Source organism: Bradyrhizobium sp. HKCCYLS3077 (assembly GCF_051167555.1).
In the GTDB taxonomy this organism is placed as follows: domain Bacteria; phylum Pseudomonadota; class Alphaproteobacteria; order Rhizobiales; family Xanthobacteraceae; genus Bradyrhizobium.
In genome coordinates this window covers 739,430-765,509 of record NZ_JBNPTH010000002.1, presented here as the reverse complement: position 1 = coordinate 765,509, position 26,080 = coordinate 739,430, and the positions used below count along the sequence as shown (strand labels likewise).

Genomic DNA, 26,080 nt, shown 5'->3' with positions numbered 1-26,080 from the left:
AGATCACGAATACCGCATCACCCCGTCATCGACCTTGCCGAAACGCAACGAGACGATGTCCAGCGCATAGTTCTGGTACAGCCGCCAGGGCCGCTTCGAGCCCTGCTTGGGCAACTCGGCGATCGAGCGCTGCACGTAGCCGGAGCTGAAGCTCAGCGACGGCAGCGGCGTGACGCTCGCGTCGTCATTGTGCGGCACGCATTGGCGGTAGCCGTGCCGGTCCATGTAGTTGAGCAGGCGGCAGACATATTCGCAGGTCAGGTCGCATTTCAGCGTCCAGGAGGCGTTGGTGTAGCCGAGCGTGGCCGCAAGGTTCGGCACGTCGGAATACATCATGCCCTTGTAGTTCAGGGTCTTGGCGAAATCGATCTTGCGGCCGTCGACCACCACTTCGATGCCGCCGAGGACCTGTAGCACGAGTCCTGTCGCGGTGACGACCACGTCGGCCTCGAGCTCGCTTCCATCGGACAGGCGCAGGCCGCGCTCGGTGAAGGTCTCGATCCCCGCCGTCACCACTGACGCCCGCTGCTCGCGGATGGTCTTGAACAGGTCGCCGTCCGGCACCAGGCACAGCCGCTGATCCCATGGGTTGTAGCGCGGCGTGAAATGGGTGGCGACGTCGTAGCCCGGGCCGAGCGCGGCGCGCACGCCGCCGAGGATGAGCTGCTTGACGCGCTCCGGCTTGCGCCGGCTGAGCTGGAAGAAATACATCCCGAACAGCACGTTGCGCCAGCGGATCAGGTGATAGGCGAGGCTCGCGGGCAGATGCCGGCGCAATTTGTTGGCGAGCGCATCCTGCGCCGGACGCGACACCACATAGGTCGGCGAGCGCTGCAGCATCGTGACATGCGCCGCGGTCTTGGCCATGGCCGGAACCAGCGTGACGGCGGTGGCCCCGGAGCCGATCACCACCACGCGCTTGCCGGCATAGTCGAGATCCTCAGGCCAGGCCTGCGGATGCACGATACGGCCCTTGAAATTCGCCATGCCCTTGAAGTCCGGCAGAAAGCCTTTTTCGTAGCGATAGTAGCCCGAGCACATGAACAGGAAGCCGCAGGTGATCTGCACGGTGTCCGTGCCCTGCTCCGTCGTCCGCTCGGCTTCCACCGTCCAGCGCGCGTCCGCGCTCGACCAGGACGCACGGATGACGCGATGGTTGAAACGGATGTGGCGGTCGATGCCGTTCTCGGTCGCGGTGTCGCGAACGTATTTCAGGATCTGCGGCCCGTCGGCGATCGCCTTGGGATCGGTCCACGGCTTGAACGAATAGCCGAGCGTATACATGTCGCTGTCGGAGCGGATGCCGGGATAGCGGAACAGGTCCCAGGTGCCGCCGATGGCGCCCCGCCCCTCCAGGATCGCGAACCGCTTGCCCGGACATTTGTGCTGCAGATGATAGGCGGCGGCGATGCCGGACAGTCCGGCGCCGACGATCAGCACGTCGACATGTTCTGTTGACATGAGGCGGTCCTGGCGTTCCCTGAAGCGAGCGTCTTGCGTCTCGTCACCGACAGTTGCAACCCTGCTCGCCGCTGTCAAATCGGCCGTGCATTGGCATTCGATCAACTCTCCTGCTCTATCAAGATGACCCCGATGAGACGGACCTCGCGATGAACGCCCCCGACCCGCTTCAGCAGACGCCCGGCGACGGCAGCAGCCGGGAACGCGACAGCGTGCGGGCCAAGCGCATCGCCCTGGGCTTTTCGCTGACCGCGATCGGGCTGGGAGCCTGGTCGCTGTTCCCCAGTTTTCCGGCCGGGCAACTGATCGCGGTGGTCACCGTCATTCCGCTGCTGGCGCTGATCCTCACGCTGCGCTTCCCCGGCCTGTTCAGGATCGGACTCGGCTCCGGCTACGGCGCCAATCTCGGCACCGGCTGCATCGTGGCCGCCGGGACGCTCGCTGCGCGCACGCTCTCGGATGTCAACCTCGTCAGTTGGCTGCCGCTCACGGCGTTCGCCATCGCCGTCGCCATCATCTTCCTCGTCGTCGCCATGCGGTTCGAAACCCAGTTGCGCCGGCGCGGCTGGCGGCTGCTGCTCGCGTCTGTCTTCGTCGGCGCCTATGCCTTCGGGACGCTCGGCCAGTTCAACACCGCACTCGATCGCTCGGCCCCGGCCCTGCTGCGCAGCCGGGTGCTGTCAAAACACCTCGGCCACAGCCGGCTCGCGGGCCACCAGGTGACGCTGGAGGCCTGGGGACCGTTCGCAACGCCGACGCAGGCGCATGTGCCACAGGCACTGCACGAGCGGCTGCAGCCGGGCGACACCGTGTGCCTGCGCCTGCGCGACGGCGCGTTTCGCATGGCGTGGTTCAGCGTGGCGGCGTGCCGGTGAAGGACGGCAGGCACATTGCACGGATCAACGACGCTGCGTAGACTTCGTAGCCCGCATGAGCGCAGCGACATGCGGGGTCTCATGCGCATTCTCGGTGAACCCGGATGTCGCTGCGCTCATCCAGGCTACGCAGCGATCCCATTCGCATGACCGACTTTCTTCCTCGTCCCTTCGCCGTCGAACATCCCGAGGTGCTGAGCCTCGACATCGCCACGCTGGACGCGCGCCCGGGCGCGGTGCTGCTGGCGCGCTCACCGTTCTATCCGGGCGGCGGCGGCCAGTTGCCGGACCGAGGCACGATCGCCTGGAACGGCATCGTGCGTGAGGTCGTGGGCTTCGAGGCGACCGCCGAGGGCCTCTGGCACCTGATCGGGGACGAGGCCATTCCCGACGGGACGATCGAGTTGCGCGTCGACCCTGCCTTCCGGCAGCGGATGTGCGAGCAGCACACGGTGGCGCACCTCGTCAACAGCGCGGTGTACACGCTGTTGGATGGCGCGCTGCTGACCGGCGTCCGCATGACCGACACCGACGAGTTCAGCGTGGACTTCGATCTGCCGAAGGTGGCGCCGGAACAGCTGCGCGCGGTGGAGAACGCGGTCAACGCCGCGATCGCCGACGACCGCCCGGTGCTCACCTTCGACATGGAGTACGACGCGGCGCAGGCCACCGCCGGACTTTTCCGCGCCAAGTCCGTCGCCCCGCCGCGCCAGGCCGACGGCATGATCCGCATCGTCGACATCGACGGCCTCGACCGCCAGGCCTGCGGCGGCACGCATCTGGTCTCGACGGCAAAGGCGCGGCGGATACGGATTCTGAAGGTCGACAACAAGGGCCGGCAGAACCGAAGATTTCGGATCGGCTCGGGTGCGGCATAGACGCGCCGTTCAACGCGTCGCCGCCACGTCGTCATCGATGAAGGCCAAACTCTCTCCGGCGTCATTCCGGGGCGCGCGCAGCGCGAGCCCGGAATCCATAGCCACGCCTCCCCTAGAGCGTGGGTTGATTTCTCCACGAGGATCTGACCGCTCATGCCGGCCTGTGGCTATGGATTCCGGGCTCATTCGCACGTCCGCTCGCGCGAACGTGCGAATGCCCCGGAATGACGGGCGGATGGAGCTGGCCCTTGCGCGGCCAGCGACGTCAGGGCCGATGCACGATCACGTCGAACCCTTCCTCGGGCGTCGGCGCCACGAAGTACGACGTGAACAGGTCGAACTCCTCGTCCGTCACCGTGAAGGCATGCCCACCCGCTTCGTTTCGCGCCCGCAGCCGCGCCTTGCAGATCTCGTCGGGGACGTCGAGATGATGCAGCTGATGCGGCACGCGGGCCGCCTCGCACAGGCCGCGCATCCAGGCGCGGCTCGCCAGCGTGTTGGCGGGGAAATCGAGCACGACCGAGACGCCGGCACACAGCAGAGCCACGACATGCGGCCCCATGACGGCCCGCAGCCGCGACGAATTCCGGACATAGTCGGCAAGGCTGGTCTGCTCGCCTGGATAGAGCTGCGCCAGCCAGTCGTCCTCGGCGACCACGATGGTGGCCGGGCGCCGGCCGAGCTCAGCCACGAGCGTCGACTTGCCGGCAGCGATCTTGCCGCACACCAGGTGCAGCGTGGGTGGGTTCGAAGACATGATGAAAGACCTCCGGCGCCAGCTCGGGCACTCGACACGTTCACAGATAGTTCGCAGGCAGCATCGCCCGGCCCGACGGATCAGGCCGGGTCGATAATTCGGCGCCCGAGGGCCGCGCCTGCGAGGTGGACGTGTGAGATCATGCCGGTGATCTTGTCAGAGATCGGAGACGTCGTCCAGGGAGCACCTTGCCGGCGTTGACGATCCGCGGGCCCGTCCCGTTACAATGGCGTGCTGCACCGATCACCATCGTCCCTTTGCGTTCGATGTGCGCAGCATCGGCACCTCCGGCCCATTCAATGACGAGCCTTCCATGACTCACGCCGAACAGATCTTCGACTATCGCTTTCCGAACGTGGACATGGCCATTGTGACGGTGAAACGGCGACTGACGGAGCTCGCGGCAAGCCACGGCTGGACGGTCGAGGCATGGCAGGAGGGCGGGCTCGGCGACGCGTCAGGCGTGCTCCTCAGACTCGGGTCGGGTCGCATTGTTCTGCTGATGGAGCTGCGTCACCAGATCGAGCATTTCGGCGCGACGGGGCCGACCGCCTTCATCGATGGCGCCGAACTCGCCACAGATGGCGTCGCGCTCCTGGTCGCCGAGCTCCTTGCCGCGCTGGGATTGAGCGAGCAGGAGACGAGCTGGATCGCGCCGCCCGAAAGCCAACGAGCCGCGCTGGACTTGATCAACCATCTTCGCTCCCGGCCTCCGCCGCCGTCGGTCGGACCGCCGCACAGCTACATGCACACGATCAATCCCCCGGACGGCGATACCGAAATCGAGTGCTATGGCGAGCTCGACCGCGATCGTTGTCCGATCCGGTGGATCAGGATGTATCCCGACGGCCGGCTCGAGACCTGCAGTTTCGCTCAGGCGAATTGGCGCGACGTCATGCCGGAAGGCACGATTCCGTCGCTTTCCGAGATCAATGCCCTCAGCGGATTTTCCGCGCGAGAGATCTCGGCGTCCGACTTCGAGGCGGTGTGGCGGAAGGCACTGGGCTTCAAGTGATGAGCGAGACCTAACGTCGCGGATGCGGGGGCAAGCGCGGCACCCCTTGTTTTGCAGCTTCGGGACGAATTTGGAAGTCCTCTAAGAGCGATTCCAGCTGCCGCTCCGTTGACACATTCATGCCATTGCCGTCTTCCCTGATCCCACGATGCATCGTGTTTGAATTTGCTCATTGGAGGGATTGATGAGACTGACCACCGCCGCCCTGCTCGGCGCCGCACTCGCCGGCTTCGCCATCTCGCCGGCCCTGGCCGACGGCTACAAGGACTGCACCAAGCTCGACAAGGCGCAGTGGAAGCCGGCCGCCGAGGCCGAGGCGAAGGCCAAGGCGCTGGGCTACGAGGTGCGCCGCTCCAAGATCGAGGGCAGCTGCTACGAGGTGTATGGCGTCAAGGAAGGCAAGCTGTACGAGCTGTTCTACAGCCCGGAGGACCTCAGCCTGAAGCACACCGTCGCCAAGTAAGCGGCAGAGACGTAGTCGGCAGAGGCGTCATCCGGCGCGGCTGGATGACGTGACATGATACCGATGCACGGCACAGCTCCCAGCGCCAGCGTGAAGACCCCGGACCCGGCCGAGACGGTGCAGGTCTGGGACCTTCCCTTGCGCCTGTGGCACTGGCTGCTGGCCGTGCTGGTGCTGATCGCCTGGGTGACGCCGAACGTTTATGATGGGCTGCACCGGGTGGCGGGCTACGCAATCCTCGGGCTGCTCGCGTTCCGACTGATCTGGGGCCTGATCGGCACGCGCCATTCGCGCTTTCGCAGCCTCAAGGCGCGGCTGCGCGCGACGCCCTCTTATTTGTGGAGCCTGCGGCGCGGCAAGACCGGCCGCTATCTCGGCCTCAATCCCGCGGGCACGGCGATGCAGCTTGTGCTGCTGCTCGTGCTGATCGTCTCCGCGGTCACCGGCGCGATGCAGGTCACCGTGCGCTTCTTCGGCCTCTGGTGGGTCGAGGACACCCACGAGGTGACGTCGTATCTCTTGATCCCGCTCGTCGTGCTGCATGTCGCCGGCGTCGTGCTGGTGAGCCGGATGCAGGGCGAGAATCTCGCGCGCGCCATGCTGACCGGGCGCAAGCTGCTGCGGCGGACGATGCCTCGCGCGCACCGCGACCGCCCAAGACTCAACTCATAAGCGACACACGGAACTCGCAATCCGCGGCCGTTGCGCTGATGTCACAGGTCACGCAAAAGCTGCCGGCGGCACACGCTGTGATATTGCGCCCGGCCGCCCGGCACCGAACAATCGCAGGTATCGGATGCCTGACCGCTCCTGCTCGCAGGGGCCTGGATCTCGGAGGCCGGATGATGAGCTCGCAGCAGTTCACCACGCGTGCGTTGTGCCGATCTTTTGTCCTCGCCGGCTGCGTCATGGCCTGGCCTGCCGGCGCTGCCGAGCCGGAGGCGGCGACGCCAGTCGTTGCAGAGGTCACGGCGGTGACCACGACCGAGGCCGCGGCTGCGCAGCCGCTCTCGTCGGAAACGGCGCTGACGACGGCATCGATCACGCCGTCGGCGGCTCTCCCTGCCGACGAATCGCCGGCACCGTCAGGCGACATCCCGAAGCCCACCGTCGCCAGCGCCGATCGTATCGAAATCCTCGACGAGTGCCCCGATATCGACGCCTGCGTCGACCGCTATCTGTTCGCGCTGTATGAGCGCGCGCCGAAGCTGGACAAGATCAGGGAGACCGAGCGCCGCGTGGTCACCATCAAGCGCAAGGGTCGCTTGGTCAAGGTGACGCGCAGCTTCACCAGGCTCGTGGACAATGATTTCACCTGGAAGGATCCGAAGGCCGCCGAGCGCGTCGGCCGCAGCATGGCGGAATACGTCATCGGCGGCATGGACCGCGGCTTCAAGCTGAAGCTGTTTCACACGCTGCACGCCGCCGAGGCCGCAGGGCTCGCGCCGGGCATCACCAGCGGCTTCCGCGACGATTATCGCCAGGAGATCGCCAGCGGGCTGAAGGCCGCCAGCAACCGCTCCTATCACGGCGGCAGCCTGCGCGGCGGCTACGGCCATGGGCTCGCGGCCGACATCGTCAGCGTCAACGGCGCCACCCGCGCGCAGCGCTGGGTCGCGACCGAGCAGCTCTGGAAGTGGGTCGACGCCAATGGCAAGAGCTATGGCATCGGCCGGCCCTATCTCGATCGCGACCCGCCGCATGTCGGCCCGGTCGACGGCGAGGAATACACCAAGCACCGCACGCCGGCCGTGAAGCTCGCGGCGGCGGAGACGAAGAAGCATAAGCGGATCGCAGCGCGGTCGGAGCATCATCCCGCCAAGCGCGCGAAGGCCGTGCGCGCCTCGGCGCTGGGCTCGCGACGGACCGGCTGACGCAGGCCAGTCGATCGGCCGTCCGGACGGCAATCGGCCGCCCGGGACAGAAGCGGCCGAGAGGCGCTATGGTGACGGTCTCCCACCTGCCGCCTCATGAGACGATCATGCCATCACAATCGCCGCCCGAGCCCGCCGATGCCGCCGCACGGCGCGCAGTCCGCCCCGCCATTGTCTATCCCGCCGGCACGCTGCCGCGGCCGGACATGACGATGCTCGAGGCGGCGCGGCAGACGCTGAGCAAGGTCGACGAGGTGATCGTGCCGCCGCGCGATGCGCGCAGCTTTCGGGTGGCGCGCGGGCAGTTCTTCCGCATCGTCAGCATCGAGGGCCCGCAGGTCGGAGACCTCAATCTGTGGCATGCGCATGATCTGTCCGAGCGCTTCTTCAGCGGCAAGACGCGGGCGCTGCATGCCACGCACGTCTCCACCGGCGACCGGCTGTGGAGCACCATGCCGAACCTGCGGCCGATGGCCACGATCAGCTACGACACGCTCGGCTGGTACGGCTTCGACGCCGACGGCGCCGGCATCCACGACGTGATCGGCACGCGCTGCGATCCCTACACCAACCGCCTGCTCAGCGGCGGCAGCTATGACTTCTGCTGCCATTCGAACCTGTCGCGTGCGCTGGCCGCCGAGCTGAAAGCAGAGCCGCGAGCCGTCGAGCATCACGTGCACGACGTCCTCAACGTCTTCATGTGCACCGGCTTCACCCGCGATACGCATCAGTACTTCATGAAGGCGAGCCCGGTGCGTCCCGGCGACTTCATCGAGTTCCTGGCCGAGATCGACCTCATTGGCGCGCTCTCGGCCTGCCCGGGCGGCGACTGCGGCGCGACGCATTCGAGCGATGCGGCGGCCTGCCATCCGCTGCGCGTCGAGATCTACGAGCCCGACCGGACGCGGCTGGCCGGCTGGCCGTGGCCGCAGCCGAACGACTATCATCGCGGCCACGGCGCGGCGCGCGCGGGCGGCTGAACGGAGCTGGACAAACAAAAGGCCGGGGCGATGCCCCGGCCTTCGTCGTCTCCGCCGCGCGTGAGCGCTGCGATCAGTAGCGGTAGTGGTCCGACTTGAACGGGCCTTCCTGCTTGACGCCGATATAGGCGGCCTGGTCGGGACGCAGCTCGGTGAGCTTGACGCCGATCTTGGACAGGTGCAGGCGCGCGACCTTCTCGTCGAGCGACTTCGGCAGCACGTAGACTTCCTTCTTGTACTTGCCGTCCTTGTTGTTGGCGTAGAGCTCGATCTGCGCCAGGGTCTGGTTGGTGAACGACGCCGACATCACGAAGGACGGGTGGCCCATCGCATTGCCGAGGTTCACGAGGCGGCCTTCGGACAGCAGGATCATGCGCTTGCCGTCGGGGAAGGTGATCTCGTCGACCTGCGGCTTGACGTTCGTCCACTTCAGGTTCTTCAGCGAGGCGACCTGGATCTCGTTGTCGAAGTGGCCGATGTTGCAGACGATGGCGCGATCCTTCATCGCGCGCATGTGCTCGATGGTGATGATGTCCTTGTTGCCGGTGGCGGTCACGAAGATGTCGGCACGCGGCGCGGCGTCTTCCATCGTGACGACCTCATAGCCCTCCATCGCCGCCTGCAGCGCGCAGATCGGATCGATCTCGGAGACCATGACGCGGCAGCCGGCCTGGCGCAGCGAGGCGGCCGAGCCCTTGCCGACGTCGCCGAAGCCGGCGACCATCGCGACCTTGCCCGACATCATCACGTCGGTGCCGCGGCGGATGCCGTCGACCAGCGACTCGCGGCAGCCATAGAGGTTGTCGAACTTCGACTTGGTGACGCTGTCGTTGACGTTGATCGCGGGCCACAGCAGCGTGCCGGCCTTCTGCATGTCGTAGAGGCGATGCACGCCCGTGGTGGTCTCTTCCGACACGCCCTTGATCGACTTGGCGATCTCGGCGAAGTAGCCCTTCGGCTTCTCCTTGAGCTGCTTCTTCAGAAGCGCGAAGAACACCTCCTCCTCCTCGGAGGCCGGCTTGTCGAGGAACGCGGTGTCGCCGTTCTCCGCGCGCAGGCCGAGATGGACGTACATGGTGGCGTCGCCGCCGTCATCGAGGATCATGTTCGGGTGGCCGCCGCCGTGCCAGTCGAACAGCTTGGCGGTGTAGTCCCAATAGTCGACCAGGGTCTCGCCCTTGACGGCGAACACCGGAATGCCGGCGGCGGCGATCGCGGCGGCGGCGTGGTCCTGGGTCGAGTAGATGTTGCAGGAGACCCAGCGGATGTCGGCGCCGAGCGCGGCCAGCGTCTCGATCAGCACCGCGGTCTGGATGGTCATGTGCAGGGAGCCTGCGATGCGCGCGCCCTTCAGCGGCTGCTTCGGGCCATACTCCTCGCGCGTCGCCATCAGGCCGGGCATCTCGGTCTCAGCGAGCGAGATCTCCTTGCGGCCGAACTCGGCGAGCGAAATGTCCTTGACGATGTAGTCGGTAAAGCCTGGCTTGGCGGTCATGTCGGGTTTCCTGGTCGGATGAATTCGAAACTGGTCGTGACGAACGAAGAGAGACGCGTCGAGGCGCAGTCCAGATCACTCCCCCCGTTCCTCACGGGGAGAGGCAACGGCGGCCTTCTGCCGCCGTCTTCAGTCTGACGACACCGATGCGAAGCATCGGCTGTCATCTCTCCCCGCGCGCGGAGAGAGATGACGTATGCATCACACCGCGCGCTTGAGCGGCTCGACGAGGTCGGTCTTCTCCCAGGAGAAGCCGCCCTCATTGTCCGGCGTGCGGCCGAAATGGCCGTAGGACGACGTGCGCGCGTAGATCGGGCGGTTGAGGTCGAGGTGGGTACGGATGCCGCGCGGCGTCAGGTCCATGGCCTTGGCCACGGCCTTCTCCAGCGCATCCTCCGACACCTTGCCGGTCCCGTGCGTGTCGATATAGATCGACAGCGGCCGCGCCACGCCGATGGCGTAGGCAAGCTGCAGGGTGCAACGGTCGGCGAGACCGGCGGCGACAATGTTCTTGGCGACATAGCGCGCCGCATAGGCGGCCGAGCGGTCGACCTTGGTCGGGTCCTTGCCGGAGAACGCGCCGCCGCCATGCGGAGCCGCGCCACCGTAGGTATCGACGATGATCTTGCGGCCCGTGAGGCCGGCATCGCCGTCGGGACCGCCGATGAAGAACTTGCCGGTCGGATTGATGTGCCAGATCGTCTTCGGAGTGATCCAGCCTTCCGGCAGCGCCTTGCGCACGTAGGGCTCGACGCGCTCACGCACCTGCGCCGAGGTCATGTCCTCGACCAGATGCTGATGCGAGACCACGATCTCCCGCACGCCGACCGGCTTGCCGTTCTCATATTGCACGGTGACCTGGCTCTTGGAGTCCGGGCCGAGCACCTTTTCGACGCCGGAGTGACGGGCTTCCGAGATCAGGCGCAGGATCTTGTGGGCGTAGAAGATCGGCGCCGGCATCAGATCCGGCGTCTCATTGGTGGCGTAGCCGAACATGATGCCCTGGTCGCCGGCGCCCTCTTCCTTGACTTCGCCCGGCTGCAGCGCGTCGACGCCCTGCGCGATGTCGGCGGACTGCGGGTGCAGCAGGATCTCGATGTCGCAGGTCTTCCAGTGGAAACCCTTCTGCTCGTAGCCGATGTCCTTGATGGCCTCGCGGACGACGTGCTCGATGTGCTCGTTGGTGACCGAGGACGGGCCGCGGGTCTCACCGGCGATCACGACCTTGTTGGTGGTGGCCAGCGTCTCGCAGGCGGCGCGGATAGCCCACGGATCGATGCCGGCCTTCGGTCCTTCGCGGTAGAACAGGTCGACGATCTCGTCCGAAATGCGGTCGCAGACCTTGTCCGGATGGCCTTCGGACACCGATTCCGACGTGAACAGATATGACGCGCGCATCAAGCAACCCCTTCTTTGCCGCCCACGGCGGTCGTTTGTATTGATCTCAAGGTGACCTCGATTGATCCCCAGGATGTCAGTCGCGACGCCGCGAGATGACGTAGGACTCGTCGTAGAACCACAGCCCGTTGTGCTTTCGCAGGACCTCTCTGGCGGCGTCGAGCGCGCGGGACGAGTGGGCCACCTCGGTCAGGCGGTCTTCCTCGATCTGCGCGACATACACCGCCGCGTTCCAGGCTGCAAAGGCCGTCGAGGTTCCGATCGCACCGGTGACCTCGTTGGGCAGAGCCTCCATCTCATACCTGAAAATCGAGCGATTGTCCGCATAGGCGTTAAAATTTAAGTCCCGCCCACTGGAGCCCAGCTCGTACTTGACGGCGCGCAATAGCTCATGGCGGCTGACCGAGAAAGGATTTTCTCCGGGCCACACCGCCTGGATGATTTCCAGGCCCGGATCCTGGCCGTGGGAGTGGATTCCGATCAGCCGGCCGCCGGGCTTCAGCGCCCGGGCCAGCGGTGCAATGATGCGCTTGGCGCGGAAATTCACCGAGGACCGCGCCCGGTAGGGCTGCGAGGCGATGATCAGGTCGAAATTGGCCTCGACCCGCCCTGCCCTGGGGATGATGTTGTCGAGCAGGAAGCGGTGATCCTCGCGGTACAGCACCAGCGCGATCGGCCGCTCATAGACCGGCATGCCCGTCCGCTGGGAGACATTGGCGCGCCAGTTCTGCTCCAGGAACGGCTTCAGCGCCGTGATCTGGGCCTCGAAATCCCCCGAGGAATCGCCCTGCAGCACGACCTCGTGCCAGATCATCGAGGCCGCCACCGAGGGCGAGGCCGGCGTCAGCCATGGCGCCTCGGCATAGTTCATGTTGGTGAACACGAACACCGAGGCCGGATGCTCGAACAGCCGGTCCGGCACTTTTTCGAGGGTCAGCCGGACGTCCTCGAGGCTCAGCTCCTTGCCGGCGACATAGAACGGAATGTGTGGAAAACGGCCGTGCATCGTGCGCAGCACCTTCGACAGCACGGTGCCGTCGCCGACGCCCGCGTCGAACAGCCGCAACGCGGGCGGACGCGGGTGGATGCTAGCGAGCTCCAGGCCGACGCGCTCGGCGACCACCCGCTTCTCGCTGCAGGTGTGCACGAACAGCAGATATTTCTGCCGGTTCTCGAAGAAGCGGAAATTGCTCTTGGGGTCGCGCTTCTCCGGCACCACGTCGAGCCGCGGCGGCGGCAGCGTGCCGGTGGACGCCGCGATATAGGCCTGGATGCGGTCCAGCGTGTCGATGGTGATGCGCTTGCCCTCGCGCAGCCGCTGCACGAGCTTGCCGTCGTTGACGGCGCGGCGGCCGAACGTCGATTCCGCCATGTCCGACTGGCGGCAGAACTCCGTGATCTGGGCGAGCAGCTGGTCGTTCTTCATGCGGCCGGAGGGGTGGGAAGCGAGGGTGGGCAGATGCCCGTTGGCCCAACGTCCTAGCACCTTCTGCCCACCAATGGAAAGGGGCTGAACCCGGAACTGCCCGGACGCAACAAACCGGAGTGGTTCCCGCCCTCGCTTTCCCCCGGTCCCTGCCGATGCGCCGCTCTTTCCTGCTGCTGATACCGCTGCTGACGGCCCTCTGGGCACCTCCCAGCTTGGCCCAGTCGAAGTCCCAGCTCGGCCCGCTCTGCACCACCGAGACCACGCCGGCCGACCAGATGATCGCGGCCTGCAACAAGATCATCGCGCTGAAAGTGTTCTCCGGCGCTCAGTTAGGGACGATCTACTTCTGGCGCGCTGTCGGCTGGAACAAGAAAGGCGACTACGCCCATGTGATCGCCGATGCGACCGAAGCGCTGCGGCTGCAGCCGGCGCAGGCGATCTACAATCTCCGCGGCTCGGCCTATTACGACAAGGGCGAGTATGAGATCGCGATCGCCGATTTCAACGACGCGCTCAAGGGCGGCCCGCCGAGCGGCACGATCTTCCACAACCGCGGCAATGCCTATCGCGGCACGGGCGACTACGCCAAGGCGATCGCCGACTATGACCAGGCGATCAGGCTGACGCCGAAATCCGCGCTGTCCTGGCAGAACCGCGGCATCTCCAAGGCGGCGACCGGCGATCTCGACAGTGCGCTCACCGACATCAACGAGGCCATCCGGCTCGATCCGGCCTTGGCCTCGCCGCTGGTCAATCGCAGCGTGATCTGGCGCGCCAAGGGCAATGTCGACCGCGCCATCGCCGATGCCTCCGAGGCGGTCCGGCTGGCGCAGAATCCACCCGTCAATGTGATGACCCCACCCGGCAGTGTGGTCATCTCGGCGCATGTGCATCGCGCGCTGGCCTATGAGGCGAAGGGCGAGCGCGATGCCGCCAAGGCCGATTATGCCGCGGCGCTGAAGCCCACCGCCTCCGATGCCGGCAGCAAGGCCAACCAGGCCACCGCGAAGGTGCGGCTGTCGCTGTTGTCCGAGCCCCCTGCTCCACAGGCGCAACGCGCCGAGCCGGCGGCAGTCTCGCCCTCCTCCGAACTGGCAGCGGCTCAGACCTTGCCGCGCATGGCGCTGGTGATCGGCAACGGCGCCTATGCGCATGTGCAGCCGCTGCCCAATCCGCCGCGCGACGCGCGCATTGTTGCCAAGAGCCTGCGCGACATCGGCTTCACCGTCGTCGAGGGCATCGATCTCGATCGCGCGGCGATGCAGGCCAGGACACGCGACTTCCTGCGCGAGGCTGCGCAGGCGCAAGCGCAGATGGCCGTGGTGTTCTACGCCGGCCACGGCGTGCAGATCGACGGCCGCAACTATCTGGTGCCGACGGACATCGCACCCTCCGCAGGCAGCGACGTGGTCACCGCGATGATCGACATGGACCAGATCCTGGCCGGTCTCGATGACCAGATCCGCACCAACATCCTGATCCTCGACGCCTGCCGCAACAATCCGTTTGCTGCTCCCATGACAGCCAATGCCGGCGCGAGCCGAAGCCTGAGCGCCAGCGGTCTTGCCGCGCCGACGTCGCTCGGGGCCGGCGCGACGTCGGGTGCCGGCACGCTGATCGCCTTCGCCACGGCGCCCGGCAAGGTCGCGCTCGACGGCCAGGGCGACAACAGCCCGTTCTCGGCGGCCTTGTCGCGACACATCGGCACGCCCGGCCTCGAGGTGCAGCAGATGCTGACGCGCGTCCGCGCCGAGGTCGTCGCCGCCACCCAGAACAAGCAGGTGCCGTGGTCGAACTCGTCGCTGCTCGGTGAGGTCTATCTCGCGGCGAAATGAGCCGCGGCTGCGAACATCACGGCCTGCGCCGGACCAGATGCAGCGCGGTCGAATCCTGCTATCCTCACGACCGACAGAGACGACACGGATCGCAGCCCTACGCCGCGACCGCAGGTAAACGTTCGTCTCGCATGCCGGGGAGAGGCGTACATGATCAATCGACAGAGTCTCGTCGTTGGACTGGGCTTGGCGCTTGCGCTTTTGGGCAACGCTGCGCGTGCCGATGACGTCACCGGCGTCTGGCTGCGGGAGAGCGGCGCCTCGAAGGTGAAGTTCGCGCCCTGCGGCGGCGCCGTCTGCGGCACGCTGGTCTGGATCAAGGAAGGCACGGATACGCCGGCCAAGGTCGGCCAGCGATTGTTCTCCGGGATGAAGTCGACGGGTCCCAACGCGTGGGCCGGCAGCTACAGCAATCCCGACGACGGCAAGACCTACGATGCCAAGATGACCCTCTCGGGCAACACCCTGACGACCTCGGGCTGTGCCCTCGGCGGGATGATCTGCAGGTCATCGACCTGGACGCGGGCGAACTGAGATCAGGAAAGCCGGATCCGGTATGGCCTGATCCGGTTCGATCATCTCTGATCTCAGACGCCGATGACTTCCCCGGATTCTCGCGGCGAGCTCGCCCCCACAGGCGCAGCTGGCGTTAACGATCGATCAAGAGGAGAGAGGGCGACAGGCAAGTGCGCGCGGCGCGACTTCTGCTTTGGTCACGGATTGCCGGCCAGGCATGTTCAGCAACAAGGCCGCGAGCTCGGTGCGATTATGGGCTCCGAAGCGGCGACACAGGTTTGCGACATGCTCCTTCACGGTCTGATCCGAGATCCCCATCTCCCGCGCGATTTCCTTGTTGGTCTGGCCGCGACAAACACGAACGGCGACTTCGGCCGAGCGTGGCGGAAGCGATGCAGACAGCAACGGTGCCGGCTCATGGACCGGAGTGACGCTCAGATGCGCTTCGATCTCGCCGGCTTTCATGTTCGTCAAGGCGAGCGAGCCGGCACGGCACAGCAGCTCCATGCGCTGCCGCGTCTGTGACGTGTAGGGTGCGTCCTTGTTAGTCGTCGCCGTGAACAGCACGCCGACGATCTTGTCGCTGCTCCACAGCGGTCCGCCCATGTTGTAGGCAAAGCCCCATTCGTGCAGCATCTCGAACGATGCACTGTGCCGCCATTGCTGAGGACCGATCACGGATTCGCCATCGGCCGCGCAGCCCCTGGTCATGATGCAGTCGAGCACGGGATCACATTTCCAGAAGCCGGCCTTGTAGTTCTCCAGCAGGCCTTCAGCGACATGATCGCTGTAGACCAACTCAGGCGCGAGGCCATCGAGAAGATAGAGACCGACTGTCGGCGACCCTGTCATGCGCGCAATCGCAGAACAGCAGGCAATTCCGAGTGACCGAACGGACCGGCTCTCGGCGATCGAGAGCAGCTGATCTGCGAGCTGCCTCTCGGGCAGACCACCCCCATGCTCCTGTTCGGCTCTCACCAACGTTCCTCGCGAGATCGTGTCGCGCCCGAGAGCAGCGACGCGGAATTGGCAATTATTATAGGCTTAAAGCTTCGTCGCTGCTTGTTGTCTGGTCAAGCGAAAAGAAGCAGCAAAGCGCCGTTCCAACGGCTCAGCTTTGCGGCAGTGCACCGCTGTCGTCCCCCCCATGATGGGGGATTGCCGGTTCGCCGACCTCATCCCTAGCATTCAAGCATCGTGATCGCGCAACAACGATTGTGCGGTTCCGACGGGGAACGTCGACACCATCGCGAGCCGTCCATCACTCGTGCCAACCGGCTTGGCACGCGACGGACTCGTTTTGCACAGCGCCGCCCTGTGTTCGCACCGACCCGAGCCTTCCGCCGCCGATGCGCGCGGGCGGCCAAACAGCCTGACGTGGAGACATCGACCATGAGCCTTCTTGCACAGCGCGCGGCCAAATCCACCGCAACGCCGACGGTGGCCGACTTTCACGCCCGGCTGGACGCTCTGCTTCCGCTGGTGGAGACCAAAGCCGCCGAGGCTGAGGCGCAAGGCTATCTCACCGATGACGTCGTGGCCGCGCTGCGCAAGGCCGGCATCTACAACATGCTGTTTCCCAGGGAGGTCGGCGGCGCCGAGCTTCTCCCCTACGACGCCATGACCGTGATCGAGCGCCTCGCCTACACCCACGCATCCGCTGGCTGGTGCGCGATCGGATGCAACATGGAAGGCACGACGCTCGCCATCTACCTCGAGGATGAAGGCGTGAAACAAGTGTTTGCTGGTGGCCCGGATATCACCATTGCCGGCAACGGCGTGCCGCGAGGCTACGCTCGCCCGGTCGACGGCGGCTACATGATCCGCGGCAATTGGGCCTATGGCAGCGGCATCCAGCATGCGGAGTGGGTGCATTCCGGCTGCTTCGTGACGGACGCATCCGGCAAGGACATGGTGTTGGGCCCGAACGGCCAACCCAAGATCGTCGTCGCCCATCATCCGCGCGCGACGATCAAGCTGATGGGCAATTGGGACGTGCTCGGCCTGCGCGCGACCGGCAGCTTCGACTACACGCTGAGCGAGGGCGACGAGCTGTTCGTGCCTGCTCACATGACCTACGATTTCGACATCGAGGCGCCGCGCCGCGGCGGCGCGCAAGGCGGACTCGGACTCGCCGGCTACAGCGCCTGGGCGCATTCGGGCTGGGCGGTCGGCGTCGGACGCCGCATGCTCGACGAACTCGTGAAGGTCATCGTGCAGCGCCAGGACCCGTTCGGCAAATCGCGCGAGAGCGCGAGCTTCAAGTTTCAATACGCGCAGGCCGAAGCCCGCTTCCGCGCGGCGCGGGCGCTGGTGCATGAAACCTGGCAAGACGTCTCCGAGACCTGCGCCAACGGCAAGAAGCTGTCGCTGGACCAGTTGACGATGATCAAGCTGTCGCTGCGCCACATCCACGACGTGCTGTCCGACGTCGGGACGTTCGCGCATCGCGCGGCTCGCGGCGCTTCGCTGCACAACACGCCGATGCAGCGCTTTTATCGCGACATCCACGCCGGCACTCAGCACATCCTGATGGCCGACCAGATCGTGGAGGAATGCGGCCGCGCGCTGCTCGGTCTGCCCGGGCCGAATGCGCAATGGACCGTGTTCGGCGTGGCGGGCTGAACATGCGGCCAGGCATGAGGGCGTGGACGTGAGGACAGCTCGGATCGTCGGTTTCTGCGGCAATAGCTGGCGGCCGGCCAAATCGCGCGTTCTGGTGGAAGCGGTCGCTGCTGATCTGCGCGACAAGCACGGCCTCGAGACCGACGTGCTCGACCTCGTCGATGCCGGCACGGGCCTCGCCGCCTTCACCCGCATCGGGCTCGACGGTCCCGCCAGCGCCGTCGTCGACGCCATCGAGCAGGCCGATGGCCTCGTGATCGGATGCCCGGTGTTCCAGGGCTCCTATCCCGGTCTGTTCAAGCACGTCTTCGACCTGATCGAACCGCGCAGCTTGCGCAATCGGCCGGTGCTGCTCACGGCCGTCGGCGGCGGTCTGCGCCACTCCCTGGTGGTCGAACATCAGCTCCGTCCGCTGTTCGGCTTCTTCGAGGCCTGCACGGTCTCGACCGCGATCTACGCCAGCAGCGGCGACGTCCAGATCGATCAACCGTTCGCGCCGGCGATCACGGAGCGCATCGCCAATGCGGTCGAGCAGTTCGCCATGATGCTCGACGGCCGCCGGGCGAACGCCGCGTGAACTTGCCTCCCGACACACGACCACAGACATCAGCCGGAGTTGGCGCCTTGCACGACACACTCAAACTCTCCCCCGATCTCACCGGCTTCATTCGGAGCGAATACGACATCAACGGCGTGCAGACGGTGGTCCTGCAGATCGGAAGCGGTCCGCCGCTGGTGTTCCTGCACGGCACCGGCACCTTCACCGGCTTCGAGATAGCGCGGGACTGGGCGAAGCGGCACACCGTGATCATTCCCTATCACGCCGGCTTCGGCGAGTCCGGTGATGCCGATGCGATCGACACGATCGAGGATCACACGCTCCACTACATGGATCTGTTCGATCGACTCGGGCTTGCGCAATTCGACCTCGCCGGCTTCTCGCTGGGCGGATGGCTCGCCGCGGAGTTCGCGATCCGCCAGCCGTATCGGGTGCGCAAGCTGGTCCTGGTCGCCCCCGCAGGTCTCGTGGTGCCGAGCGCGCCAGCACCGGGACTGTTCGATATCCCGCCGCAGGAATTGCCGGCCTATCTCGCGCATGATCCAGCCGCGGCGCTGCGTTACTTTCCAACCGCTCCAGACCCCGACTTCGACCAGCGCCTGGGACGCGAGGTCACAGGCTTCGCCAAGCTGATCCGCGACGAACCCCAGGGCAATCCGAAGCTTGCGAACTGGCTGCACCGGATTGCGATGCCGACCCTGGTGCTGTGGGGCGCGGCCGACCGGCTGCGTCCGACGGCCCAAGCCGAGGCCTGGAAGTCCGGCCTGCCCAAAGCCCGCGTCACGCTGGTGCCCGCGACGGGCCATCTCGTCTTCGAGGAAACTCCCGCTGCCGCGCAGCACGTCCTCGATTTTCTCGCCGATTGAACACCGCAACAGAGGACACAAGCATGATCGAGATGCCCCCGGGCGTGACCCCGTCCGAACAAGGCTTCGGCAACATCGTCTGGAACATTCTGGGCCAGACCTACACGCTCAAGCAGCACTCCGAAGCCTCGATGGCCTGGCACGCGGTGTTTCCAAGCGGGACGTTCGTGCCGCCGCATGTGCATCCGACCCAGGACGAATTCGTCTACGTGCTGACCGGGCGTTACGACCTGTGGCTCGACGGCAAGGACTTCGTGGCCAAGACCGGCGATCTCGTGCGCATGCCCAAGGGGATCCCCCACGGCATCTTCAACAAGTCGGGTGAGACCGCGACGAGCCTGTTCTGGGTGGCGCCGACGCGCTCGCTGAAAGAGCTGTTCGAGCGGATCCATGACCTCGCCGATCCCGAGGAAGTCGTGCGCCGCGCCGCCGAGCACGAGGTCAATTTCCTGCCGCCGCCCGCCTGACCCCCGGCCCGTGCCAGACGATATCCAGCCTGCGAGGATCGACCATGACCGTGCTGACGACCAACTGGACGACAATTTCCGAAAGCGACCGCCGCCGGATTGCACGCTGGCAAAAGGGAATGCTGGCGCTGGCGGTGCTCTGTGAGATCTTTCTTGCGGCGGACTGGTACGCCTTCGCGGCGGTCCTGCCCTTCGTCTCCGAAAGCCTCAAACTCGAGGCCGCCGAGGCAGGGTTGGCGCAAGGAATCTTCGCGCTCACCTACGGCATCGGAATGGTGGTGTGGTCGCCGGTCAGCCGCTCGATGACCGCGCGCAATCTGCTGCTGATCGGGCTTGCCGGCACCGGCCTCGGCATGGTGCTCCAGGTGTTCGTCCAGAGCTATGTCCAACTCATCCTGCTGCGGCTCGTGATCGGCTTCTTCGACGCGGCCATCTTCATCGGCAACATGAAGCTAATCTTCGGCTGGTTTCCGCAGAGCCGGCGCGGCTCGGTGGTCGGCATCATTCTCGCCGCCTACAGCCTCGCCATCACCCTGGATTTCGCGCTCGGCATTCCGCTGACGATCGCGACCAGCTGGCGGACCTTCTTCGCCGTCTGGCGGTGGGGACGCTGATCGTCGCGGCGGTCGACGCGCTCGTCGTCCGCAATCATCCGCGCGAGATCGGCATCGACGCCTTCACCTGGGGCAACGAAGCCCAGCAGCAGCATCTGCCGCTCGGCGAGATCTTCCGTTCGAAATGGATCGCGGTCGGTGGCTTCGGCATTGTGGCCTGCACCTTCGCGATCGCAGGCACCGCCACCTGGGTCGTGCCAGCGTTCATCGCCGTGCAGCACATGGCGCCGGACTCCGGCGCGGTGATCGGCACCGTGATGGGACTGTCTCAGGTGCTGTTCCTGGTGATCGGCGGCTACATGTCGGACCGATTGGGCAAGCCGCTCATGATCAAGCTCACCGCGTTCCTGGCCCTGCTCACCGCCCTGATGTTCCTGTGGAGCGTCGTAACGCCGATGCCCTTCGGCATGCTGGTGCTGTTTGCGGCGCTCAGTGGAATCGCGCTGCTGGGCGGCGGCGCCATCTTTGCCCTGTTGAGCGAAAAATACTCCGATGCGCTCGCGCCGGCGGCGATCGGCTATGCCGAGGTGTTCGGCATCCTGTCGGCCTTCGTGGCACCGTGGATGATGGGCGCGATCATCAGCGCCTCGGCCGGCTCGTTCACCGGGGCCTTCATTGCCTTTGCCGCGGTCGAGTTCATCATCGTCGGCCTCCTGATGATCCTCGCCCGCGACGACGTCAGGCAGGCGGTGACCGTCGGAAGTCCCGCGGAATAGATCGCAACGACTTTGCGCGTGGCTGTCGTCCCGCGTGTTGCGACGTTCCCGAGTGAAGGATGCTGCACTAACGCAAAACGGGGCGGACATCGAGTCCGCCCCGCTTCGATAAGGTCACGTGAGCAGCGCTAGGATCAGCCACCGCTCAGGGGTCCGCTCCTAAGAGCTTACTTGCCCCAGATCTCCTCGGCGAGCTCGACGCAGAGGCGCAGCTTGGCCCACTGCTCTTCCTCGCTCAGGATGTTGCCTTCCTCGGTCGAGGCGAAGCCGCATTGCGGCGACAGCGCGAGCTGGTCGAGCGGAGCGAACTTCGAGGCCTCTTCCATGCGGCGCTTGATGTCGTCCTTCTTCTCGAGCTCGCCGACCTTCGAGGTGACGAGGCCGACGACGACAACCTTGTTGCCCTTGGGCAGGAAGCGCAGCGGCTCGAAGCCGCCGGCGCGCTCGCTGTCATACTCCAGGAAGTAGCCGTCATAGTTGGTGTTGGCGAGCATGGTCTCGGCGACCGGCTCGTAGCCGCCCGAGGAGATCCAGGTCGAGCGGAAATTGCCGCGGCAGACATGGGTGGTGATGGTCATGTCGGCGGGACGGTCGGCGATCGCGTAGTTGATGATGCGCGAATAGATCTGCTGCAGGCCATCGGGATTGTCGCCACGCTCCCGCGCCTTCTGCAATTCGTCCTGCGAGCACAGATAGGCCCAGACGGTGTCGTCGAACTGCAGATAGCGGCAGCCGGCATCATAGAACGCCTTCACGGCCTTGCGGTAGGTCTTGCCGAGATCCTCGTAGAACGCGTCGAGATCGGGATAGACGTCCTTCGAGATCGACTTGCGGCCGCCGCGGAAGTGCAGCACGGCCGGCGACGGGATCGTCATCTTCGCCGTCACATGCGCCGTATCGGCGTGCTTCTTTAGGAAGCGGAAGTGGTCGAGCATCGGATGGTCGTCGGGGAAGTCGAGCTTGCCGATCACGCGCACGGCGTCATGACGGGTCTGCACGCCCGTGAACTGGATGCCGGCGTCGGGATGAAAGAGCTCACAGCCGGTCAGCTTGGCGAGAAAGTCGAAATGCCACCAGGAGCGGCGAAACTCGCCGTCGGTCGCGAGCTTCAGGCCGGTCGAGGCCTGGCGGTGCACGACCTTCTCGATCTCCATGTCCTCGATCTTGGCCAGGTCGGCCGCGGAGATCTCGCCCTTCTCGAGCTTGGCGCGGGCGTCCTTGATCTTCTGCGGGCGCAAGAGGCTGCCGACTTCGTCGGCGCGGAAGGGAGGCTTGGTGCGTTGCATCTGTTCACTCCTTGGAATGGTCGACGTCTTCGATTGGGTCGTTGGACCGGTTGAATGATCTACCTTGACGTGCGGCCCCGTGGCCGGCGCCCGCGCGTTCTCAAAAGCCGGGGCAAGCCCTAGCGCGTCTCCGATCAGTATACAATTCCGTTCGGTCAGGATTGTGTGCGGGGCGTGGAAAGTCCCACCCGTGCGCCGGTCTGGCTTTGGAGTCTAGGCCGATTTCACGATTCCGGTCATAGGCGCTCTTGACTGCGCTCCCTGCGGTCGATGTTCCGGTATACAGAATAACACCCCCGCTCCTGTTCGAGACAGCTTGCCTCGCCGGCCAGGCCCGTCCAGCGAACCCGAGCATCAGTGCGCCGCAGCGCTGGCGACTCCGAGGTGCCGCTCCAGCGGCGCAGGGTCAGCCTTCAGGTCGCTTGACGGCGCATCGTGCACGATGGTGCCGCGCTCCAGGATCACGACACGGTCGGCCAGCGCGAGCAGCTTCTGCGCATGCTGCTCGACGATGATCGAGCACAGCCCGCCGGCGCGGCTGATCGTGCCGATCGCGGCCAGGAGCTCCTCGACGATGATGGGCGCCAATCCTTCGGTCGGCTCGTCCAGCAGCAGCACCTTCGGGTTCAGCGTCAGCGCGCGGCCGATCGCCAGCATCTGCTGCTCTCCGCCGGAGAGCTGGTTGCCGAAATTGTTGCGGCGCTCCTTGAGCCGCGGAAACATCTGGTAGACGCGCTCGACCGTCCACGGGCCCGGCTGCGCCACCGCGGTCATGTTCTCCTCCACCGTCAGCGAGCGGAAGATGTTGCGCTCCTGCGGCACCCAGCCGATGCCGGCGCGGGCGCGCTGGTCGGCGCGCAGGGACGTGATGTCGGTGCCGCCGAGCGCGAGCTTGCCGGAAAAGCGGCGGGTGACGCCGACGATGGAGTTGATCAGCGTGGTCTTGCCGGTGCCGTTGCGGCCGAGCAGCGCCAGCACCTGGCCTTCCGGCAGCGACAGCGACATGTTCGGCAGCACGACGGCCTGGCCGTAGCCGGCGCGGAGGTTCTCGATGGCGAGCAGATCGGTCATCACGCGGCCTCGCCGAGATAGACGGCCTTGACCTGCGGATCGCGCGCGACCTCCTCAGGCGTGCCCTCGACCAGAAGCGCGCCGGAGACCAGGACGGAGATGCGGTCGGCGAAGGAGAAGACGAGATCCATGTCGTGCTCGATCAGCAGCACCGTGACGTCGCGCGGCAGCGCGGCGACGGCGGCGAGAATGTCCTTGCGCTCGCCCTCGGGCACGCCAGCTGCGGGCTCGTCGAGCAGCAGCACGCGCGGCTTGGCGGCGATCGCGACCGCGATCTCGAGCAGGCGCTGCTTGCCGTAAGGCAAGGTCGAGGTGCGGTCGTTCATGACGTCGAGCAGCCGGAAGCGCTCCAGGGTCTCGGCGATCTCGGCATTGATGTCGTCGCGCGTGCCCATGCGGCGCCACCAATTGCCGCCGCCGCCGAGCCGCTCGGAGACGGCGAGGCCGATCGTCTCGAGCGGCGTCAGGTCCGGATACAGCTGGTTGATCTGGAAGGTGCGCGACAGGCCGCGCAGCACGCGCTTGTGCACGGGCAGATCGGTGATGTCCTGGCCTTCGAGCAGGATGCGTCCCGAGCTCGGCTCCAGCACGCCGGTGAGCTGATTGATCACGGTGGTCTTACCGGCGCCGTTCGGGCCGATCAGCGCATGCCGGGCGCCTGGAACGATCTGAAGGGAGAGATTGCGGGTGACGTGGAGGCCCCCGAAATGCTTGTCGAGGCCGCGGGTTTCCAGGGCGAAGGTCATGGCGCCTCGTTGTCGGTGAGGGCCACCGCGGCCTTGCGGCCGGCGATCTGCCGGAGAATGAGATTGGGCAGCCACAGCGCATAGCCGTGGATGCGGTGGCGGCCGACGAGCACGATGATCACGAGTACGAGGCCGATCCAGAACATCCAATATTGCGGCGTGATCCACTGAAACAGCTCCTGCAGCATCCGGAACACCGCGGCGCCGATCAGACCGCCATAGAGATAGCCGGAGCCGCCGATGACCAGCATCAGCACGAGGTCGGCGGAGCGCTCGAACGAGAACACGTCGAGCGAGGCAAGCGCCGTGGTCTGCGTGAACAGCGCGCCGGCGACGCCCGCGTAGAACGCCGCGACGGTGTAGATCGCGATCAGGCGCTTGTTGACGGGAATGCCGACGGCGGCGGCGCGCAGCGGATTGTTCTTGATGGCGCGCAGCGACAGGCCGAACGGCGAATGCACGATGATCCGCGCCAGCAGGAACAGCACGAACAGCACCGCGAGCGCATAGAAGAAGCCGGTCTTGCCGAACATGTCGAACGCGAACAGGCCGAAGATCGGCTGGATGTCGATGCCCTGCAGGCCGTCGGTGCCGCCGGTGACGTTGGAGAAGCGCTCGGCGAGCGCCTCCATCAGGAGCGCGATGCCGAGCGTCACCATCAGCCTTGTCAGATCGACGCCGCGAATGACGAGGAAGCTGGTGGCGAAGCCGAGCACGGTGGCGGCAAGGCCGGCGACGATCAGCGCCAGCACCGGCTCGTTGATGATGCCGTGGACCGACAACAGACCGGCGCAATAGGCGCCGACGCCGAAGAACGCGGCGTGGCCGAGCGAGACGATGCCGGCATAGCCGAGGATCAGATCGAGCGACAGCGCGAACAGCGCCAGGCGCAGGATCTCGGTCATGATCAGATAGCGCGAGGGAAACGCCAGCCCGACCGCCAGGACGACGATCCAGAAGGCGAACTCGCTCCAGTGCCAGCGGCCGTGCTGCCTTGCGTGAAAGCCGACCTCGGTTTGTGCGTTCGTGGTCATGCGATCCTCACCGCGTCGCCGTGCGACCGAACAGGCCGTTCGGGCGCCAGATCAGGATCACGATCATGATGGTGTAGATGACGAAGGGTCCGAGCTTCGGCACGTAGTATTTGCCGGCGACGTCGCCGATGCCGAGCAGCAGCGAGGCCAGGAACGGACCGGTGATCGAGGACGAGCCGCCGACGGTGACCACGATCAAAAAGTAGATCATGAACTTCAGCGGGAAGTACGGATCGAGGCCGAGGATCTCGGCGCTCAGTGCGCCGCCGAGGCCGGCAAGGCCGCAGCCGAAGGCGAAAGTGAAGGCGAACACCTGAGGCACGTTGATGCCGAGGCCGCTCGCGGCACGGGGGTCATCCACCGCGGCGCGCAGCCGGCTGCCGAAGCGAGTCTTGGACAGGACGAGTTGCAGCCCGACTGTGAGCAGGCCGCAGATCACGATGATCATCAGGCGATAGCGGCCGATGCCGACCCCGAAGATGTCGAACTGGCCCTGCAGCACCGCGGGCAGTTTGATGAAGATGCGCGAGGACCCCATGATGTAGTCGACGGTGGCGACCGTCATGAACACCAGCCCGATCGAGAACAGCACCTGGTCGAGATGGCTGCGCGCGTAGAGATGCTGGTAGAGCGTCCGCTCCAGCAAAGCTCCGATCAGCGCGCTGGCGACGAAGGCCATCGGCAGCGCGGCGAAGAACGGCCAGCCGATGCGGTTGACGAGCACCGCGCAGACATAGCCGCCGGCCATCGCGAAGGCGCCGTGCGCCAGATTGACGAAGTTCATCAGGCCGAGCGTCACGGCGAGCCCGCAGGCCAGCACGAACAGCAGCATGCCGTAGGCGACGCCGTCGAACAGATTGGTGAGGATGGAGGTCATTGAGGTGTACGTCGGCCCCTGGTCTCATCCCTTCCAGGGAAGGGCACACATCAAACGCTTGCTCGGTCAGCGCCTCCCCCGCTTGCGGGGGAGGTCGGATCGCATCATCAGATGCGATCCGGGTGGGGGAAACTCTCTCCACACGAGCAGTACGCCGTGGGGCGCCCCCACCCCGGCCCTCCCCCGCAAGCGGGAGAGGGAGCGCACCACCCGTGCGGTGCGCCCTTCGATGACGCCGCTAAG

Annotated in this window: 26 protein-coding genes; 15 read left to right on the top strand and 11 right to left on the bottom strand. The window is 65.9% G+C overall.

What is annotated here, in order from left to right; all coding sequences use genetic code 11:
- Positions 1 to 3: 3 nt before the first annotated feature.
- Positions 4 to 1,461: a flavin-containing monooxygenase gene (locus ACQR0Z_RS09705; protein WP_434918445.1), complete on the bottom strand. Its 1,458-nt coding sequence runs from the start codon at positions 1,459 to 1,461 to the stop codon at positions 4 to 6.
- A gap of 149 nt (positions 1,462 to 1,610) precedes the next feature.
- Here ACQR0Z_RS09705 and ACQR0Z_RS09700 point away from each other — a divergent pair, with 149 nt between their 5' ends.
- Together ACQR0Z_RS09700 and ACQR0Z_RS09695 are read left to right on the top strand one after the other, a co-directional pair.
- Positions 1,611 to 2,336, top strand: a complete 726-nt coding sequence (locus ACQR0Z_RS09700) for a hypothetical protein (RefSeq protein WP_434859455.1) — start codon at positions 1,611 to 1,613, stop codon at positions 2,334 to 2,336.
- 146 nt (positions 2,337 to 2,482) lie between these two features.
- Positions 2,483 to 3,214, top strand: a complete 732-nt coding sequence (locus tag ACQR0Z_RS09695; protein WP_434918444.1) for an alanyl-tRNA editing protein — start codon at positions 2,483 to 2,485, stop codon at positions 3,212 to 3,214.
- A gap of 265 nt (positions 3,215 to 3,479) precedes the next feature.
- Here the strand turns inward: ACQR0Z_RS09695 and ACQR0Z_RS09690 are convergent, their stop codons facing one another.
- Positions 3,480 to 3,971, bottom strand: coding sequence for an AAA family ATPase (locus ACQR0Z_RS09690; RefSeq protein ID WP_434918443.1), 492 nt, complete (start codon positions 3,969 to 3,971; stop codon positions 3,480 to 3,482).
- Between the two features lie 268 nt (positions 3,972 to 4,239).
- Between ACQR0Z_RS09690 and ACQR0Z_RS09685 the strand changes: the two genes are divergently transcribed.
- From ACQR0Z_RS09685 to ACQR0Z_RS09665, 5 genes are all read left to right on the top strand, one after another.
- On the top strand, positions 4,240 to 4,986 hold the full coding sequence (locus tag ACQR0Z_RS09685) for a DUF6881 domain-containing protein (RefSeq protein WP_434859453.1): 747 nt from the start codon (positions 4,240 to 4,242) through the stop codon (positions 4,984 to 4,986).
- Between the two features lie 184 nt (positions 4,987 to 5,170).
- The gene (locus ACQR0Z_RS09680; RefSeq protein WP_172112682.1) at positions 5,171 to 5,449 is read left to right on the top strand and encodes a PepSY domain-containing protein; all 279 of its coding nucleotides are present in this window, start codon (positions 5,171 to 5,173) and stop codon (positions 5,447 to 5,449) included.
- Between the two features lie 54 nt (positions 5,450 to 5,503).
- Complete coding sequence (locus ACQR0Z_RS09675; RefSeq protein WP_434859452.1) at positions 5,504 to 6,121, top strand: cytochrome b/b6 domain-containing protein; 618 nt, start codon at positions 5,504 to 5,506, stop codon at positions 6,119 to 6,121.
- Positions 6,122 to 6,291: 170 nt separating this feature from the next.
- Positions 6,292 to 7,323: a hypothetical protein gene (locus ACQR0Z_RS09670; RefSeq protein WP_434859451.1), complete on the top strand. Its 1,032-nt coding sequence runs from the start codon at positions 6,292 to 6,294 to the stop codon at positions 7,321 to 7,323.
- 107 nt (positions 7,324 to 7,430) lie between these two features.
- Positions 7,431 to 8,303, top strand: coding sequence for an urea carboxylase-associated family protein (locus ACQR0Z_RS09665; protein ID WP_434859450.1), 873 nt, complete (start codon positions 7,431 to 7,433; stop codon positions 8,301 to 8,303).
- A gap of 73 nt (positions 8,304 to 8,376) precedes the next feature.
- Here ACQR0Z_RS09665 and ahcY read toward each other — a convergent pair whose 3' ends face one another.
- The 3 genes from ahcY to ACQR0Z_RS09650 form a co-directional block, all read right to left on the bottom strand.
- Positions 8,377 to 9,798 carry an adenosylhomocysteinase gene (gene ahcY, locus ACQR0Z_RS09660; protein ID WP_434859449.1) on the bottom strand — a complete coding sequence of 474 codons (1,422 nt, stop codon included), beginning with the start codon at positions 9,796 to 9,798 and terminating at the stop codon, positions 8,377 to 8,379.
- 201 nt (positions 9,799 to 9,999) lie between these two features.
- The gene (gene metK, locus ACQR0Z_RS09655; RefSeq protein WP_434876361.1) at positions 10,000 to 11,196 is read right to left on the bottom strand and encodes a methionine adenosyltransferase; all 1,197 of its coding nucleotides are present in this window, start codon (positions 11,194 to 11,196) and stop codon (positions 10,000 to 10,002) included.
- A gap of 76 nt (positions 11,197 to 11,272) precedes the next feature.
- Complete coding sequence (locus ACQR0Z_RS09650; protein ID WP_009028569.1) at positions 11,273 to 12,622, bottom strand: hypothetical protein; 1,350 nt, start codon at positions 12,620 to 12,622, stop codon at positions 11,273 to 11,275.
- Positions 12,623 to 12,777: 155 nt separating this feature from the next.
- Between ACQR0Z_RS09650 and ACQR0Z_RS09645 the strand changes: the two genes are divergently transcribed.
- Positions 12,778 to 14,460: a caspase family protein gene (locus ACQR0Z_RS09645; RefSeq protein ID WP_434918442.1), complete on the top strand. Its 1,683-nt coding sequence runs from the start codon at positions 12,778 to 12,780 to the stop codon at positions 14,458 to 14,460.
- A 150-nt stretch (positions 14,461 to 14,610) separates the two neighbouring features.
- Complete coding sequence (locus tag ACQR0Z_RS09640; protein ID WP_434918441.1) at positions 14,611 to 14,994, top strand: DUF2147 domain-containing protein; 384 nt, start codon at positions 14,611 to 14,613, stop codon at positions 14,992 to 14,994.
- Between the two features lie 126 nt (positions 14,995 to 15,120).
- Here the strand turns inward: ACQR0Z_RS09640 and ACQR0Z_RS09635 are convergent, their stop codons facing one another.
- Entirely contained in the window at positions 15,121 to 15,828 is a 708-nt protein-coding gene (locus tag ACQR0Z_RS09635; RefSeq protein WP_434918440.1) for a response regulator transcription factor, read from the bottom strand.
- 540 nt (positions 15,829 to 16,368) lie between these two features.
- On the opposite strand from ACQR0Z_RS09635, the gene ACQR0Z_RS09630 reads away from it, so the two are divergent.
- Genes ACQR0Z_RS09630 through ACQR0Z_RS09605 form a run of 6 tightly spaced genes read left to right on the top strand, consistent with a single transcriptional unit; the run spans position 16,369 to position 20,823 of the window.
- On the top strand, positions 16,369 to 17,601 hold the full coding sequence (locus ACQR0Z_RS09630; RefSeq protein ID WP_434918439.1) for an acyl-CoA dehydrogenase family protein: 1,233 nt from the start codon (positions 16,369 to 16,371) through the stop codon (positions 17,599 to 17,601).
- A 28-nt stretch (positions 17,602 to 17,629) separates the two neighbouring features.
- Positions 17,630 to 18,178, top strand: a complete 549-nt coding sequence (locus ACQR0Z_RS09625) for an NAD(P)H-dependent oxidoreductase (RefSeq protein WP_434918438.1) — start codon at positions 17,630 to 17,632, stop codon at positions 18,176 to 18,178.
- 47 nt (positions 18,179 to 18,225) lie between these two features.
- On the top strand, positions 18,226 to 19,026 hold the full coding sequence (locus ACQR0Z_RS09620; RefSeq protein ID WP_434918437.1) for an alpha/beta fold hydrolase: 801 nt from the start codon (positions 18,226 to 18,228) through the stop codon (positions 19,024 to 19,026).
- Between the two features lie 23 nt (positions 19,027 to 19,049).
- Positions 19,050 to 19,493, top strand: coding sequence for a cupin domain-containing protein (locus ACQR0Z_RS09615; RefSeq protein ID WP_434918436.1), 444 nt, complete (start codon positions 19,050 to 19,052; stop codon positions 19,491 to 19,493).
- Between the two features lie 44 nt (positions 19,494 to 19,537).
- Positions 19,538 to 20,107, top strand: a complete 570-nt coding sequence (locus ACQR0Z_RS09610) for an MFS transporter (protein ID WP_434918435.1) — start codon at positions 19,538 to 19,540, stop codon at positions 20,105 to 20,107.
- On the top strand, positions 20,095 to 20,823 hold the full coding sequence (locus ACQR0Z_RS09605) for an MFS transporter (RefSeq protein WP_434918434.1): 729 nt from the start codon (positions 20,095 to 20,097) through the stop codon (positions 20,821 to 20,823). Before ACQR0Z_RS09610 ends, ACQR0Z_RS09605 begins: the two co-directional genes overlap by 13 nt.
- Positions 20,824 to 20,990: 167 nt before the next feature.
- Here the strand turns inward: ACQR0Z_RS09605 and ACQR0Z_RS09600 are convergent, their stop codons facing one another.
- The 5 genes from ACQR0Z_RS09600 to ACQR0Z_RS09580 form a co-directional block, all read right to left on the bottom strand.
- A complete protein-coding gene (locus ACQR0Z_RS09600) occupies positions 20,991 to 22,109 on the bottom strand; it encodes a cobalamin-independent methionine synthase II family protein (protein ID WP_434859439.1) in 1,119 nt (372 codons plus the stop codon).
- 354 nt (positions 22,110 to 22,463) lie between these two features.
- The gene (locus ACQR0Z_RS09595; RefSeq protein ID WP_434859438.1) at positions 22,464 to 23,180 is read right to left on the bottom strand and encodes an ABC transporter ATP-binding protein; all 717 of its coding nucleotides are present in this window, start codon (positions 23,178 to 23,180) and stop codon (positions 22,464 to 22,466) included.
- The gene (locus ACQR0Z_RS09590) at positions 23,180 to 23,926 is read right to left on the bottom strand and encodes an ABC transporter ATP-binding protein (protein WP_434876369.1); all 747 of its coding nucleotides are present in this window, start codon (positions 23,924 to 23,926) and stop codon (positions 23,180 to 23,182) included. The genes ACQR0Z_RS09595 and ACQR0Z_RS09590 overlap by 1 nt, the downstream gene beginning before the upstream one ends.
- Entirely contained in the window at positions 23,923 to 24,960 is a 1,038-nt protein-coding gene (locus ACQR0Z_RS09585; RefSeq protein ID WP_434918433.1) for a branched-chain amino acid ABC transporter permease, read from the bottom strand. The genes ACQR0Z_RS09590 and ACQR0Z_RS09585 overlap by 4 nt, the downstream gene beginning before the upstream one ends.
- Before the next feature lie 7 nt (positions 24,961 to 24,967).
- Complete coding sequence (locus ACQR0Z_RS09580; protein ID WP_434859435.1) at positions 24,968 to 25,837, bottom strand: branched-chain amino acid ABC transporter permease; 870 nt, start codon at positions 25,835 to 25,837, stop codon at positions 24,968 to 24,970.
- Positions 25,838 to 26,080: the final 243 nt, after the last annotated feature.